This window comes from Arthrobacter sp. MDT1-48-3 (assembly GCF_054511015.1).
This window is the reverse complement of the sequence record NZ_JBTNDL010000004.1, coordinates 400,752-415,953: the sequence shown is the minus strand read 5'-3', so window position 1 is coordinate 415,953 and position 15,202 is coordinate 400,752. Positions and strand designations below refer to the sequence as shown.

The 15,202-nt window shown below is 70.3% G+C and carries 12 protein-coding genes; 6 read left to right on the top strand and 6 right to left on the bottom strand.

What is annotated here, in order from left to right:
* The first annotated feature begins 32 nt into the window (after positions 1-32).
* Positions 33-1,436 carry a mycothione reductase gene (locus ACX80L_RS11835; RefSeq protein WP_459289858.1) on the top strand — a complete coding sequence of 468 codons (1,404 nt, stop codon included), beginning with the start codon at positions 33-35 and terminating at the stop codon, positions 1,434-1,436.
* A 40-nt stretch (positions 1,437-1,476) separates the two neighbouring features.
* Here ACX80L_RS11835 and ACX80L_RS11830 read toward each other — a convergent pair whose 3' ends face one another.
* The gene (locus ACX80L_RS11830; RefSeq protein WP_459289856.1) at positions 1,477-3,285 is read right to left on the bottom strand and encodes an AMP-dependent synthetase/ligase; all 1,809 of its coding nucleotides are present in this window, start codon (positions 3,283-3,285) and stop codon (positions 1,477-1,479) included.
* 135 nt (positions 3,286-3,420) lie between these two features.
* On the opposite strand from ACX80L_RS11830, the gene ACX80L_RS11825 reads away from it, so the two are divergent.
* A complete protein-coding gene (locus tag ACX80L_RS11825; RefSeq protein WP_133081645.1) occupies positions 3,421-4,509 on the top strand; it encodes an ROK family glucokinase in 1,089 nt (362 codons plus the stop codon).
* 12 nt (positions 4,510-4,521) lie between these two features.
* Here the strand turns inward: ACX80L_RS11825 and ACX80L_RS11820 are convergent, their stop codons facing one another.
* Positions 4,522-5,061, bottom strand: a complete 540-nt coding sequence (locus ACX80L_RS11820) for a hypothetical protein (RefSeq protein ID WP_133081646.1) — start codon at positions 5,059-5,061, stop codon at positions 4,522-4,524.
* Positions 5,062-5,172: 111 nt separating this feature from the next.
* A complete protein-coding gene (locus ACX80L_RS11815; RefSeq protein ID WP_459289854.1) occupies positions 5,173-5,304 on the bottom strand; it encodes a hypothetical protein in 132 nt (43 codons plus the stop codon).
* A gap of 80 nt (positions 5,305-5,384) precedes the next feature.
* On the opposite strand from ACX80L_RS11815, the gene ACX80L_RS11810 reads away from it, so the two are divergent.
* A complete protein-coding gene (locus ACX80L_RS11810; protein ID WP_208739797.1) occupies positions 5,385-6,245 on the top strand; it encodes a lysophospholipid acyltransferase family protein in 861 nt (286 codons plus the stop codon).
* A 98-nt stretch (positions 6,246-6,343) separates the two neighbouring features.
* On the top strand, positions 6,344-7,726 hold the full coding sequence (locus tag ACX80L_RS11805) for a class II 3-deoxy-7-phosphoheptulonate synthase (protein WP_133081648.1): 1,383 nt from the start codon (positions 6,344-6,346) through the stop codon (positions 7,724-7,726).
* 84 nt (positions 7,727-7,810) lie between these two features.
* Here ACX80L_RS11805 and ACX80L_RS11800 read toward each other — a convergent pair whose 3' ends face one another.
* Together ACX80L_RS11800 and ACX80L_RS11795 are read right to left on the bottom strand one after the other, a co-directional pair.
* Entirely contained in the window at positions 7,811-10,120 is a 2,310-nt protein-coding gene (locus ACX80L_RS11800) for a protein kinase domain-containing protein (protein WP_459289852.1), read from the bottom strand.
* A gap of 81 nt (positions 10,121-10,201) precedes the next feature.
* Positions 10,202-11,770 carry a LysM peptidoglycan-binding domain-containing protein gene (locus ACX80L_RS11795; protein WP_459289850.1) on the bottom strand — a complete coding sequence of 523 codons (1,569 nt, stop codon included), beginning with the start codon at positions 11,768-11,770 and terminating at the stop codon, positions 10,202-10,204.
* Between the two features lie 308 nt (positions 11,771-12,078).
* Between ACX80L_RS11795 and ACX80L_RS11790 the strand changes: the two genes are divergently transcribed.
* Positions 12,079-12,432, top strand: coding sequence for an Rv2175c family DNA-binding protein (locus ACX80L_RS11790; protein ID WP_133081651.1), 354 nt, complete (start codon positions 12,079-12,081; stop codon positions 12,430-12,432).
* Positions 12,433-12,466: 34 nt separating this feature from the next.
* Here the strand turns inward: ACX80L_RS11790 and ACX80L_RS11785 are convergent, their stop codons facing one another.
* Positions 12,467-13,591, bottom strand: a complete 1,125-nt coding sequence (locus ACX80L_RS11785; protein WP_459289848.1) for a polyprenyl synthetase family protein — start codon at positions 13,589-13,591, stop codon at positions 12,467-12,469.
* Between the two features lie 165 nt (positions 13,592-13,756).
* Between ACX80L_RS11785 and dinB the strand changes: the two genes are divergently transcribed.
* The gene (dinB, locus tag ACX80L_RS11780) at positions 13,757-15,100 is read left to right on the top strand and encodes a DNA polymerase IV (protein ID WP_459289846.1); all 1,344 of its coding nucleotides are present in this window, start codon (positions 13,757-13,759) and stop codon (positions 15,098-15,100) included.
* Positions 15,101-15,202: the final 102 nt, after the last annotated feature.

The window sequence follows — 15,202 nt, the reverse complement described above, 5'->3', positions numbered from 1 at the left end:
CTGTCGGCCCGGGCGCGGCTAGACTGCGTCGTGTGACCCACTACGACCTCGCCGTCATCGGCTCCGGCTCCGGCAACACGCTCATCTCGCCGGAATGGGCTGACCGGAAGGTCGTCCTCGTCGACGGCGGTACCTTCGGCGGCACGTGCCTCAACGTGGGATGCATCCCCACGAAGATGTACGTCTATCCGGCCCAGCTGGCCGCGGCGGCCGGGGAGTCCTCGCGCCTCGGCGTGGACCTCACCCTCGACCGCGTGCGCTGGAGCGACATCCGGGACAGGATCTTCACCCGGATCGACGCCATCTCCTCGGGCGGGAGGGCCTACCGCGCCGACGAACTCGAGAACGTGACGCTCATCGAGGAGTACGTGCGGCTGACCGGGGAGACGTCGTTCGAGACGGCGTCGGGTGATCTGGTCACCGCCGACCAGGTGGTCATCGCCGCGGGCTCCCGCGCCGTCCTGCCCGAGATCCCGGGCATCTCCCTGCCGCAGGTGCACACGTCGGATACCGTGATGCGCCTCCAGGACCGGCCACGGCGCCTGCTGATCGTGGGCGGCGGGTACATCGCAGCGGAGTTCGCCCACGTCTTCGGCTCCTTCGGGACCGATGTGACCATCGCGGTCCGTTCCGGGGGTATGCTGCGGCAGCTCGACGAGACCGTCTCCGAGGCCTTCACCGAGCACGCGGCGCGGCAGTGGGACCTCCGGCTCGACACCGATGTCACCGGGATCACCGCCAACGACGACGGCAGCGTGACCGTGCGCCTCAGCGGGTCCGCCGGTGCGGTGGACCTCGAGGTCGATGCCGTCCTCATGGCCGTGGGTCGCACTCCCAACACGGACAGGCTCGGCGCGTCGGACGCCGGCCTGGACCTGCACGACGACGGGCGCCTCGCGGTCGATGAGTACCAGCGGGTGCTGCGCGACGGGCGGCCGGTCGAGGGGTTGTGGTCCCTGGGTGACGTGAGCAGCGCCCACCAGCTCAAGCACGTGGCGAACCACGAGGCGAAGATCGTCGCGCACAACCTGCTGCACCCGGAGGCCCTGCGGGCGAGCGACCACCGGTTCGTGCCGGCCGCGGTGTTCTCCCACCCGCAGGCGGCCTCGGTCGGCATGACCGAGGAGGAGGCGCTCCTCCATGCCGAGGCGTCGGGCACCACGATCGTGACCGCCGTGCAGCACTACGGGTCGACGGCGTACGGGTGGGCCATGGAGGACACCCAAGGGTTCGCGAAGATCATCGCCGAGCGGTCGACAGGACGGATCCTGGGTGCGCACATCCTCGGCCACGAGGCGTCCATGATCATCCAGCCCCTGATCCAGGCGATGTCCTTCGGCCTCGATGCCCGCTCGATGGCGCGCGGACAGTACTGGATCCATCCCGCGCTCACCGAGGTGGTCGAGAACGCGCTCCTGAACCTCGCGCTCGACTGAGGCGACCGTCCCTCCGCAGGGTCTGCGGAGGGACCATCGCCTAGACCTTGGCGGTCGAGTAGATCGACTCGACGACGTCCGAGTAGTCCTTGAGGACCTGGGCGCGCTTGATCTTGAGGGACGGGGTCAGGTGCCCGGTCGTCTCCGTGAAGTCTGTCGGCACGATCCGGAACACCTTGATCGCTTCGGCCCGCGACACCGTCGTGTTGGCCGTGTCCACGAGCTCCTGGATCTCGGCGAGCACCGCCGGATGTTCCGAGGCCTCCGCCATGGTGGTGCCGGCGGGGAGCTGGTGCCGCTCGAGCCAGCCCGGCAGCGCTTCCTCGTCGAGGGTGATGAGCGCCGAGATGAAGGGACGCTGGTCGCCGATCACGACGCACTGCGAGACCAGGGCGTTCGCGCGGATGGCGTCCTCCAGCATCGCGGGGATGACGTTCTTGCCGCTGGCCGTCACGATGATCTCCTTCTTGCGGCCCGTGATGCGCAGGAAACCGTCGTCGTCCAGTTCGCCGATGTCGCCGGTACGGAACCAGCCGTCGACGAAGGCCTCGTCGGTGAGCTCCGGGCGGTTGAAGTAGCCCTTCATGACGCAGACACCCTGGGTGAGGATCTCGCCGTCGTCCGCGATCCGCACGGCGTTGCCCGGAAGGGGTGCCCCGACGGTGCCGATCTTGATGCGCCTGGGGGTGTTCACGGTGATGGGCGCCGTGGTCTCCGTCAGGCCGTAGCCCTCGAGCACCATCAGCCCGATGCCGTGGAAGAAGTGGCCGAGCCGGTCACCGAGCGGAGCACCGCCGGAGACCGCGTGCTGCACGCGGCCACCCATCGCGGTGCGGATCTTGCCGTAGAGCAGCCGGTCGAAGACGGCGTGCTTGACCTTCAGGCCCAGCGGGATCCTGCCCGCCTGCTCGGCCTTCGACCAGGCGATGGCGACGTCCGCGCCGGCGTGGAAGATCCTGCCCTTGCCGCCGTCCTCGGCCTTCAGCATCGAGTTGTTGTAGACCTTCTCGAAAACGCGCGGCACGGCCAGGATGAAGGTCGGCTTGTAGCTCTGGAGGTCCGGGAGCAGGTTCTTGACGTCGGGGGTGTGGGCCACGGTGGCTCCCGCCGCGACGCAGAGTACCGAGATGAAGCGCGCGAAGACGTGCGCCAGGGGCAGGAACATGATGGTCTGGCCGCCCTCGCGCGCCACTTCGGGCAGTGCTGCCGCGGCGTTCTCCGAGAGTTCAACGAAGTTGCCGTGCGTCAGTTCGCAGCCCTTCGGCTTCCCCGTGGTGCCGGAGGTGTAGATGATGGTCGCGACGTCGTGGAGCCCTGCATAGGCACGGCGGTCGGACAGCGTCTGCTCGTCCGTGCCGACACCGGCGGTGCGCAGGGTGTCCAGTCCGTCCCCGTCGAACTGCCAGACGTGCTGCAGGGACGCGATCCCCTCGAGCGCCACCGCCTCGCGCACCACGTTCTCGTGGCGGGCGGACTCCACGAAGGCCCCGACCGCGCCGGAGTCGCTGAGGATCCAGGCGACCTGCGCGGGGGAGGAGGTCTCGTAGACCGGGACGGAGACGGCGCCGGCGAACCAGATGGCGAAGTCCGCCAGCGACCACTCGTACCGGGTGCGGGCCATGATGGCCACACGGTCACCGGGCTGCACGCCCGAGGCGATGAGGCCCTTCGCGACGTCCTCCACCTGGCGGCGGAACTCCGTGGCCCGGATGTCCGTCCACTCGCCCGAGGCCCCCTTGACGGCGAACAGCGCCGGGTTCGACGGCTTGGCCGCCTGCCGGATCACGAGGTCCGCCGTGTTGCTCTGGCGGGGGACGTCCACGAGGACGGGAACGCTGATGTCACGCACGATAGCTCCTTCGATATCACCTTGACCGCGGGGTCGCTTCAGCCTATAGGTTCACCTCCCCAGATTACGGTCCAGTAATGTACGAATCGATAACGGTGGCGTGTCCGCGCGCCCCCACGACTCCGGAGGGACCGCATGCCGATTCTGCCCGAGACGTCCGGCCCCCGCGGCCGGCGCCCGCGCACCGAGTCCGGTCCCGGCTGGCGTGGCAACGGTCCGCTGACCGCGAGGGCCGCCCGGAGCACCTTCCCCAATCCGGCGCGTCGCGGACTCGCGGTCGGCGTCGACATCGGCGGCACGAAGGTGGCCGCGGGCGTGGTGGACGTCCACGGGCGGATCCTCGCCGAGGCGCGTCGCGCGACGCCGGGCCAGGACCCGCGCGCGGTGGAGTCGGTCATCACCGACCTCGTCCGTGAACTGTCACACGAGTACCGGATCCGCTCGATCGGCATCGGTGCCGCCGGCTGGATGGACCTCTCCAACAGCACCGTCCTGTTCAGTCCCCACCTCGCCTGGCGCAACGAGCCGCTGCGCCGGAACCTCGAGAAGCTGCTCCGGCGCCGGGTGACGGTCGTCAACGACGCCGACGCCGCAGCCTGGGCCGAGTGGCGTTTCGGTGCGGGCCGGGGTGAGTCGCGTCTGGTCTGCGTCACCCTGGGCACCGGTATCGGAGGGGCGATGATCCTGGGCGGCCGCGTCGAGCGCGGCCGGTACGGCGTCGCCGGTGAGTTCGGGCACCAGATCATCGTGCCGCAGGGTCACCGCTGCGAGTGCGGCAACCGTGGGTGCTGGGAGCAGTACGCGTCCGGCAACGCGCTGGGCCGCGAGGCCCGGGAACTCGCGGCCGCGAACTCCCCCGTGGCGCAGGCAATCATCGCCGCCGCTACCGGTGACGATGCGGCGATCACGGGCGCGCTCGTGACCCGCCTCGCGATGGAGGGTGACCCGGCGTCGCGTGAACTGGTCGACGACGTCGGGCAGTGGCTGGGCCTGGGGCTGGCGAACCTCGCGGCAGCCCTGGATCCGGGGACCTTCGTGATCGGCGGTGGTCTGAGCGCGGCGGGTGAACTCCTGCTGGACCCGGCGAGGCGCGCCTTCGGACGCAATCTGACCGGTCGCGGCTTCCGGCCCGCGGCCCGGATCGAGCGGGCGGCGCTCGGTCCGGAGGCCGGCCTCATCGGCGCCGCGGACCTCTCACGGCTGCTCTCGCGCAGCGGCACCTGAACCGCGACGGCGCTACACCTCGGCGCCGTCGTCCCCCAGATCCCGGTGGGTGGGCAGCCTGCTGATGAGGTATCCCGCCCCGGCGAGGAACAGGGCCAGGACGCCGAGCGTGGCGGCGAGCGGTGCGTCCCGCCAGAACATGGCGAACAGGAGGAGCATGACGGGCCCGCCCGCCGCCCCGATCCAGGCCAGGACGGTCAGTGGATCGCCCGTGCCGAGCGGCGGCGGCTCCTCCGGGGTGAAGCCCTCGTCGTCCTCCGAGTCCGCCGGCGCGTCGTAGTCGCGCGGACCCTCGGAGCGGAGCGGCTGGTTGCGGAAGATCGCGTCGGCACGCTCCCTCGCCGTCGGAGCGGTCCCGGACTCGCCCAGGTCGGTCAGGCCGTCCGCCCCGGGCCCGTTCCGCTCCGCATCCGTCGTTCCGGCGGGCGACGCGCCGGAGCGGTGCTCCCCGCCGGGGCCGGCGTCCGTGGCTGTCCCTTCGAGCCGCGCCACGAGGTCCTGCCAGACGGCGTCATCGGTGGATTCGTTCGGTTCCTGACCTCGGGGGCCCATATCTCGGTACCTGCTGTCGCGTGCTGCGGCCCGGCGTCGGATGTGATCCGCCCGGCGTTCTGGGATTCAGAGGGCGTGCTGGTTCAATCGTGGACATCGCGCGGCGCTACGTCAACCGCCTGCCGGCGTTCCGGAGTCCTTGCGGGCACCGGGTGCACCGCACGGCAGGACGGCGGCGAACCCCTCCGGGCCGGACAGGACAGGACGCAGCGGGGAGGCCCGCACGGCGTCCAGGGGCCGCACGCCCTTAGAGTAGGCTTCCACAGGAGAAAAGCGGGCGGCACGCACAGTGCCGGACCGTCCATGCAGGGAGGACGAGCAGCGTGTTCTATTGGGTGATGAAGCGGATCATCGTCGGTCCGATCCTCAACCTCCTCTTCCGCCCCTGGGTCAAGGGCCTCGACAACATCCCCTCGTCGGGCCCGGCGGTGATCGTCAGCAACCACCTGTCCTTCTCCGACTCGATCTTCCTGCCGATCGTCGTCCCGCGCCCGGTCGTGTTCCTCGCCAAGTCGGAGTACTTCACGGGGAAGGGCCTGAAGGGCAGGCTGACCGCCCTCTTCTTCCGGCTGTCGAACCAGCTGCCGATGGACCGTTCGGGCGGTGCGGCGTCGTCGTCCTCCCTGACGGCCGGCATGGACATCCTGAACGACGGCGGCATCCTCGGGATCTACCCCGAGGGCACCCGCAGCCCCGATGGGCGCCTGTACCGGGGGAAGACGGGAGTCGCGAAGCTGGTGCTGGCGACCGGCGTACCGGTGATCCCGGTAGCGATGATCGGGACGGACAAGGTGCAGCCCATCGGCCGCCGCATCCCCAACATCCGGCGCGTGGGCATCATCATCGGCGAGCCGCTCGACTTCACGCGCTACGAGGGACTCGAGGACGACCGCTTCGTCCAGCGCTCGGTCACCGACGAGATCATGTACGAGCTGATGCGGCTGTCCGGGCAGGAGTACGTCGACGCCTACGCGAGCACGGTCAAGGAGCGCCTGGCAGCGGAGAAGGCGGCCGGCCGCAAGACGCCCAAGCCGGGAGCGGACAGCCGTCGTGCCGCCGTGCGGATCTCCCAGGACGCGAGCGGACCGGCGCCGGGAACCGTCACCGAGGTCGGCCGCGCACCATCCGCCGACGCGGCCGCCCGGGCCGACGACGGAAAGGACGCCGGCCCCGAGGCCGGCTAGGGCGACTCCGTCCCGTCCCGCCGGACTGTGTGACATCCCGCGAAGCCGCCGTGACAGGCCGAATCGGGTGCTGGACGTCCAGCCCGTAGAATTTCCCTGTGACTGATTCACTAGCTCCCGTCCTTCCCCGCACCGCGGCACCTGCCCTGTCCACCACCGCCGGCCTCGATGCCTGGCGTTCGTTGACCGCGGCCCAGCAGCCCTCGTGGCAGGACCCCGGAGTCTATTCGGCGTCGGTCAAGGAACTCTCGAGCCTTCCGCCGCTCGTCTTCGCCGGAGAGGTGGACGTGCTGCGTGAGCGGCTGGCGGCCGCTGCGCAGGGGAAGGCATTCCTCCTGCAGGGCGGAGACTGTGCGGAGACCTTCGACGGCGCGACGGCGGACAAGATCAGCGCCCGCGTCCGCACGATCCTCCAGATGGCCGTCGTCCTCACCTACGGCGCGTCCCTGCCGGTCATCAAGATGGGCCGGATGGCAGGCCAGTTCGCCAAGCCCCGCTCGTCCAACGACGAGACGCGCGACGGCGTCACCCTTCCCGCCTACCGGGGTGACATGGTCAACGGGTACGACTTCACGCCCGAGACCCGCGGGCACGACGCCTCGCGGATGGTGAAGGCCTACCACACCTCGGCCTCCACACTGAACCTCATCCGTGCGTTCACGCAGGGCGGCTTCGCCGATCTGCGTCTGGTCCACCACTGGAACAAGGGCTTCACCGCGAACCCTGCCCACTCCCGCTACGAGTCGCTCGCACGGGAGATCGACCGGGCCGTGCGTTTCATGGACGCGTGCGGTGCGGACTTCGAGGCACTGAAGCGGGTCGAGTTCTTCGCCAGCCACGAAGCACTGCTGCTCGACTACGAGCGGGCCCTGACGCGGATCGACTCGCGGACGTCGCTGCCGTACGACACGTCGGCGCACTTCCTGTGGATCGGGGAGCGGACACGGGAGATCGACGGCGCCCACGTGGACTTCCTGTCCCGCGTGCGGAACCCGATCGGCGTCAAGCTCGGGCCCTCGACATCGGGCGACGACGCCCTCGCGCTCATCGACAAGCTCGACCCGAACCGCGAACCGGGCAGGCTCACCTTCATCACCCGCATGGGTGCGCAGAACATCCGCGAGAAGCTCCCCGCGCTCGTGGAGCGCGTGACGGCCTCGGGAGCGCAGGTCCTCTGGGTCACGGACCCGATGCACGGCAACACCGTCACGTCGCCCAACGGGTACAAGACGCGCAACTTCGACGACGTCATCGACGAGGTGCGTGGCTTCTTCGAGGTCCACAACGCCCTGGGGACCTTCCCCGGCGGCCTCCACGTGGAGATGACGGGCGACGACGTCGCCGAGTGCCTCGGCGGGGCGGACCCGATCGATCAGGATGCGTTCATCGAGCGCTACGAGTCGGTCTGCGACCCGCGCCTCAACCACATGCAGTCGCTCGAGATGGCGTTCCTCGTCGCGGGGGCGCTCTCCAAGAGCTGACCGCGCGTCGACGGGGAACCAGGAGGCGGCCACGTCCGGTGGCCGCCTCCTTCGTGTTCCGACGACGAGCCGAAGGGTCCCGCCCTACGTGACGGTGATGCGGATCGTGGTCCCCTCGGGCTGCTCGCCCGTCGGGCTCTGCCCGGCGACGAGGCCGAGGACTGCGGCGCCGAAGGTGTAGTCCACCTGCACGGTGAACCCGGCGTCCTCCAAGGCTGCGACGGCGCGTTCCTCCGTCAGCGAGAAGACACTGGGGACCCGCACCATGCGCGGGCCCCGGGACAGCGTCAGGGCGACGGCCGTACCCCGCTGCACCTCTGTGCCGGCCGGGCTCTGTGCCAGCACCGCCCCGGCGGGCACGGTGCGGCTGTACTCCGGCGTGTCGCTCACGGTCGCCTCGAGTCCGGCCTGCTCCAGCGCGGCGATCGCCTCCTGCTCGGTGAGGCCCGTGACGTCCGGGACCGCGATGGGCGCGGGACCCAGGGAGACGACCAGGTCGACCGGAGCGTTCCGGCGGCGCTCGGCTCCCTCCTCCGGGCTCTGGCGGAGCACCAGTCCTGCCGGCACCGTGTCGTCGTACTCCTCGTCGAGTGCTCCGACCGCCAGGCCTGCCGCCCCGATCCCGGCGGCGGCGTCGACACCGGTCCTGCCGACGAGGTCGGGCACGCGGAACAGTTCGGGGCCTTTCGACACGATGAGTTCCACCCTCTCGAAGCGCCGCACCGGGGACGACGCCGTGGGGTCGGTGGCGATGACCAGGCCCGCCAGCACGGACTCGGAGAAGACCTCGTCGGTGGTCAGGGAGGCGAAGCCCTCCTCCTTCAGCGCGGCGCGTGCCTCCGCGAGCGGGACGTCGGCGACATCGGGAAGCGAGACCAGGCCCGCCGGTCCCGAGCCGAACAACCAGCCGGCCCCGGCGACGAGTCCGGCGAGCAGGATCAGCAGCACCACGAACACCCGCACGGAGCGTCGCGCGGTTCGCCCGAGCAGGGCTTTCTGCGGCCGTTGCGCCTGCCGCGCCTGCTGCCGTCGGGTGAGGGCACGAGCCGTGCTCCCGGCAGGCCGGCCGTCGGGGCCCCCGGTACCGCGCACGGCGGCGTGGGCATCGTGCTCCGACCCGGCCGGGCCGGAGAGGCCGTGGCCCGGCAGGGTGGCCTCGGCGTCGACTCCCGGTCGTATCACCTGTGTCATGTCCGTCGCCGGCCGGACCAGCGGTGCACCGCCGGGCGCCCCTGCCGCGGACGCCGTACCGGGAGCCGGCGGGGACGACGGCGAGCGTCCCGGCATCGCCCCGAGCACGCGGGTGGCGTTGCGGTCCGGCTCGATGACGCTCGTGCGGTTGTCCTCGCGTCCCCGGGCGGGCAGTACTCCGGTCCACCCGGCGGTGTCGTCCCGCTCGTCCGCGCCCGCAAGCGCGGACCACGACAGGGCCTCGGTCCGTGCGTCTCCGGACGGGAGCCGGGGGATGACGGCAGCCGTCAGCTGGTCCTGTCCCGGATCCGGTGCGGGCGCGTCCGGGGACGCGAAGTCCAGTTCCCCGTCGCTGAGGGTCGCCCGGATGTGCCGGAGTTCGCCGAGGAGGGCGGAACCGTCCACGGGCCGGTCCTCCGGGTCGCGCGACGTGCACCACTGGACGAGCTCGTCGATGTCCGCGGCCAGTCCGGGAAGGAGGAGTGACGGTGCGGGCACGTCGGACTGGGCGTGCTGGATCGCCACCTGGATGGGCGTCTCGCCCGTGAAGGGCTGCCGGCCCGTCAGGAGTTCGAAGAGCATGATGCCCGTCGAGTAGATGTCGCTCTGCGCTTCCGCAGGTCTGCCGAGGACAAGCTCGGGGGACAGGTACGCGGCCGTGCCGACGAGGGTCGCGGTGCCGGTGGTGGCCGAGACCGCACGGGCGAGGCCGAAATCGGCGATCTTCACCTGTCCCGCGTCGGAGAGGAGTACGTTCTCCGGCTTCACGTCGCGATGGATCAGGCCGGCCTCATGAGCCGCCGCCAGTCCTTCGACGACGGCGTCCAGCAGCTGCAGCGCCTCCCGCGGGGGCAGTCGCCCGCGGTCCCGCAGGACGTCCCGCAGGGTCCTTCCGGGAACGAACTCCATGACGAGGTATGCGACGGGTTGCCCGCCCGCGTCGTCGACGCCCTGGTCGAGGACGCCCACCACGTGGGGGTGCGACAGGCGGGCGGCCGATTTCGCTTCCTGCTCGAACCGGTCGATGAAGCCGGGTTCCTCGGCGAGGTGCGGGTACAGCACCTTGAGCGCCACGCGGCGGTCGAGCCGGCGGTCGGTGGCCAGATAGACGGTGGACATGCCGCCACGGGCCAGCCGCGAATGGACGATGTAGCGTCCGTCGACAGTCGTGCCCTCGAGCGGGTCCTTCCGATGCTGGTGCACCCTCCGATCCTAGACGGGTGCAGCGGGAGGGGGCGGGACCACCACGCGATCCCGCCCCCTCCCGCCGGCCTGCCGGAAGGCCTACCGGAAGTTCTTCTGGTGTGCCTTGATGGCGGCGACGTAGTGCTTCGTGTCCTCGAACATACCCCTGGTCTGCACGGAGTACTGGCCCTGGTAGTAGGACGCGATGGCGATGTCCAGTGACGGGCTGGTGCGCACGAGGGACCGGATGATCGCGATACCTGCCGTCGCGTTGTCGTACGGATCCATGAGGTTGAGCTTGCGGCCCACGAGCTCGCTCGCCCACTGCCCGGAGGAGGGGATGACCTGCATGGTGCCGATGGCGTTGGCAGGGGAGACCGAGCGCTGGTTGAAGCTGGATTCCTGGAAGGCGAAGGCCAGGGCGAGGCTCGGGTCCACGCCCATGGAGCGGGCGGTGTCCGCGACGATCTGCTTCATCTCGGCCGGTGACGGCGCCGGCAGGGAGTTGAGCAGCGCCTTGTTGGCGTTCGCGTCGGCGACGACCCTGTCGGGGTACTGGTAGCCGAGGAAGGTCGACGGCACGAGTCCCCCGGGAGCGGGCGCGGGAGCAGGAGCGGGTGCGGCACCCTTGGCCGGGATCGTGAGCTTCTGCCCGGGGTAGATGATCGTGGAGGTCGTCATCCTGTTGGCGGTAAGGAGATTGTTCAACGCCACGCCGTGGCGGGAGGCGATGGCCCCGAGGGTGTCGCCCGCCCTGACGGTGTAGGCGCCCGACGCCGGCGCGGGGGACGGTGCAGCAGCGGGAGGGGTGGCCTTCGGTGGCGTCGGCTGCGCCGCGGCGGTGCCGGACAGCTTCAGCACCTGCCCGGGGTGGATGATCGACGACATGGACAGGTTGTTGGCCTTCAGGAGTGCAGTCAGGCCCACCTTGGTGCGCGAGGCGATGGCGCCGAGGGTGTCGCCCGGCTTGACCGTGTAGGTGCCGCCGGCAGGGGCTGGGGCAGGGGCTGGGGCGGGAGCCGGTGTCGCCGCGGGTGCCTTGCCTCCGAGGCCGAGCTTCTGGCCGGGGTAGATGATCGAGGTCATCGAGAGCTTGTTGGCGGCCAGGAGGCTCTGCAGGCTGACGCCGTTGCGGGCGGCGATGGCCCCGAGGGTGTCACCGGGCTTGACGACGTAGGTCGTCGCGGACTGCGGGGCGGGGGCGGCGGGAGCCGGCTTGGCCGTCGGGGCGGTGCTCCCGGTCAGCTTGATCTTCTGCCCGGGATAGATGACGGTGCGCGCGTCCATCCGGTTGAGCTTGAGGACGGCGTCCGTGGAGAGCCCGTACCGCTTGGAGATCGCGCCGATCGTGTCGCCCGGCTTGATCGTGTAGCTGCTGGGCACGGTCTGCGTCACGATGGCGATCTTCTGCGCGGGGACCTGGCTCGCGACGAGGGCCGCGGGCACGATGGAACGGGCAGGAACGGGTGTCACCGTCGCTGCGAGGTGCCGTGCGGTGGAAGCCTGCGGGGCGGGTGCTGCCGTCGCCGGTTGGGCGAGGGCTACGGAAGAGAGAATCACCGCGGGCAGGGCGGCGGTGGTCACGGCGACGTTCAGGCCGCGTGGGCTGGCGCCGACGGCCTTCCTGCGGGTGCCGTTCAGCGGTGCTTTCGATCGCTGGGCAGTCATTGTTCGTTCCTCGTCTGTTGGCGGCTGAGTCCGCGCGGACGCACCTGCCCGGAGTGGTGCTCGGAACCGGGCCGGTGCACGTGCTGGTGATGCTATTGAGTCACCTGTTGATACTGTTACTTGTGTGACTCCTGTGAATTTACACGAAATGCGGTTTAGCACAAGAGCCGAACAATAGGCGGCACAGACGACTGTCGGCGTGTCGGGCCCCGTCGTAAGACGTATCGCCTGGATACGCGATCCGCGGGGGCGCTGTCCGCCGACTCGCCCGAGTGGAGATGGCTGCTGGAGCATGGCACCCTTGAACGGTGACTGAACTCGAACAACTCGTCCCGTCCTGGCTCAATCTCCCCGAGGTGGCCGAGGCCCTCGATCTGCCGATCACCAGGGTGCACTCGCTCATCAGCGACAGGTCGCTCGTCAGCGTGCGGATCGGCGACCGCAACGTCCGCAGCGTGCCGGCCGAGTTCCTCGTCGACGGCACCGTCCTGGACAGCCTGAGGGGGACCGTCGTCGTCCTGGCCGATTCCGGCTACGGCGACGAGGACATCATCCGCTGGCTCTACACCGAGGACGAGACTCTTCCGGGCCGCCCCATCGACGCTCTGCGCGAGGGGCGGAAGACCGAGATCCGCCGTCGCGCCCAGGCAGCCGCCTGGTAGGCAGGGACTGCGCGGAGGCATCCCTCCGCAGGGGTCACGCGGTCCGCGTGACCGCCGCCTCCGCGAGCAGGCGGAGTGCACGCTTCGCCACCTGATCGATCGGGAGCCCGGCCAGTGCCTCGAAGGCCTCCTCGGACTTCCGCGCGATGAGGTGTTCGGTGTGGGCCAGGGCGCCGCTCCCGATGATGAGGCTCCGCAGCGCATCGACCGCGATGTCGTCGAGGGACGTATCGCCCAGCATCGCGTTGATCGACGCGCCTGCCTCGGGTCCGCTCGAGCCGATCGCGCGGGCGATCAGGAAGGTGCGCTTGCCCTCGCGGAGGTCGTCACCCGCCGGCTTGCCCGTGACCACGGGATCCCCGAACACGCCGAGGACATCGTCCCGCAGCTGGAAAGCCTCGCCGAGGGGGAGGGCGAAAGCGGAGAACGCCGTGAGCAGGGCCTCATCGGCCCCGGCCAGCGCTCCACCGAGCATCAGCGGACGCTCCATGGAGTACTTCGCGGACTTGAACCGCAGGATGTTGAGCGCACGTTCCTCGGCGACGGCCGGCGTCTGATCTGGACCGACGGCCTCCTCGAGGAGGTCCAGGTACTGACCGGCCATCACCTCGGTCCGCATCCGATTGAAGATCGTCCGGGCGCCGGTACCCGCCGTGTCGGCGCACGACGCCGTGAACAGTTCCTCGCTGAACGCGAGGCAGAGATCGCCGGCGAGGATCGCCGCCGACACGCCGAAGCGTTCCGGATCGAGGTGCCACCCCGCGTCGGCATGCCGCCCGCTGAACTGCCGGTGCACGCTGGGGCGCCCCCTGCGCGTGTCCGAACGGTCGATGATGTCGTCATGGATCAGTGCCGCCGCCTGGAAGAACTCGAGCGCGGTCCCCGCGACGACGGGCGCCGGCGAGGAGGGCGACCCGCCTGCCGCACGCCATCCCCAGTAGCACAGCAGCGCACGCATCCGCTTCCCCCCGCCCGTCAGCGTCGCGATACTCGCAAGGAGGGGCAGGGATTCGTCGGAGATGGCGGCCAGGACATCCCGCTGTTCGGCCAGGAACTCCTCGATGGTCCGGGTGAGGGAGGAGCGGAACCGCTCCTGCTCGGCGGTGATGGCATCGGGAACAGGGCCGCCCTGGTCGGGGGTGGCAGGTGCGGACAGCATGGATCTCCCGGGCAGCTCGGCTGGTCGTGGTGCTCCCACTCTAACCGGCGGCACCGAGCGGCCCTGCTGGCCGGCTACCCGCCGACCGGGCGCGGTAAGAACCTCACCGGACGGTCGGAAGCTCTCCGATGAGGACCTGTCGGTGGTGCTGCGTACGATGTGTCGGTGTCAAAGGACGAGCGGAGGACGGCGGCGGAGCACGCCGAGTGCCACATCCTGCATATCGACATGGATGCCTTCTACGTCTCCGTCGAGCTCCTCGACCATCCGCATCTGCATGGGGTGCCCGTCATCGTCGGCTCGCCGTCCGGACGCTCCGTCGTCCTGTCGGCCTCGTACGAGGCGCGCAGGTTCGGGGTCCGCTCCGCGATGCCGATGTCCGTGGCGATGCGGCAGTGCCCGACAGCCGTCATCCTGCCACCCCATCACGGACGGTACGCCGAGGTGTCGGCGGAGATCATGCGCATCTTCCGTTCGGTCACCCCCGAGGTCGAGCAGCTCAGCGTCGACGAGGCCTTCCTCGATGTCGCGGGTTCCATCCGTCGCCTCGGCGGGCCACGCGAGATCGGCGAGCAGGTGAGGGCGGAGATCCAGTCGAGCCTCGGCATCACGGCGAGCGTCGGGGCGGCCACCACGAAGTTCGTCGCGAAGATCGCGTCGACCCGGGCGAAGCCCGACGGCCTGCTGCTCATTCCCGGGGACCAGACCGTCGCGTACCTGCACACGCTGCCCGTCTCGGCCCTGTGGGGAGTCGGCGCGAAGACGCAGGAGGTCCTGGCCCGGATCGGCATCCGCACCGTCGAGGACGTCGCCCACACGCCCCTGTCCACGCTGAAGAGGCTGCTGGGCGCGTCGGGCGAGCATGTCCACCACCTGGCCTGGGGCCGTGACCCGCGGAGGGTCGTGGTCGCGCGGCCCGAGAAGAGCATCGGTGCGGAGGAGACGTTCTCCCGCGACATCGAGGATTCCGACGTCCTGCGGCGCGAACTCCTGAGGCTTGCGCACCGAACGGGGACGAGGCTCCGGGCTTCCGGGGTCCGGGCCGGGGGAGTCGCCCTGAAACTCCGGTACGCCGACTTCTCCACACTCACCCGGTCGAAGAAGCTCGACGAACCCGTGGACAGCGCGAACGCGCTGTACGCGGCCGCGACGGCGCTGCTCGCCGCCCTGGGCGATCGTCCGATGGCCGTCCGCCTGATCGGACTCCGCGCCGAGTCCCTCCAGGGAGGAGGGGACGGGTCCAGCCAGCTGACGATCGACCGCAAGGACGACAACTGGCGGATCGCCGAACGGGCCCTGGACGATGTGAACCGGAAGTTCGGTGAGGCCGGCGTGGTGCCGGCGGGGCTCCTCTCCGCGAAGGGCCGTGGACGACCCGCGAACGGGCCCGGCGGACGTCCCGCTGCGCCGGATGGAGGAGGTGCGGGCGCCGGGGCGGGCGGCCCGTCCGGATCGCCCCCGGGCGGACGTGCCGGCGAGCGGCGGAACCCGCGCGATCCCGCGGCTTGAGTGCCCGATAACACTGTGCGGAGAAGCCGATCAACACCGCATTGTGACTTTGCGCCCACCACGTAGCAAACTAGTCTTTAAGTAGGTAGTCCAACTGCCGTC

Excerpts from the sequence above, each read along its gene's own strand:
- ACX80L_RS11825 (WP_133081645.1), top strand. The coding sequence starts at position 3,421 with ATGCCGATTCTGCCCGAGACGTCCGGCCCCCGCGGCCGGCGCCCGCGC.
- ACX80L_RS11820 (WP_133081646.1), bottom strand. The coding sequence starts at position 5,061 with ATGGGCCCCCGAGGTCAGGAACCGAACGAATCCACCGATGACGCCGTC.
- ACX80L_RS11795 (WP_459289850.1), bottom strand. The coding sequence starts at position 11,770 with ATGACTGCCCAGCGATCGAAAGCACCGCTGAACGGCACCCGCAGGAAG.
- ACX80L_RS11785 (WP_459289848.1), bottom strand. The coding sequence starts at position 13,591 with ATGCTGTCCGCACCTGCCACCCCCGACCAGGGCGGCCCTGTTCCCGAT.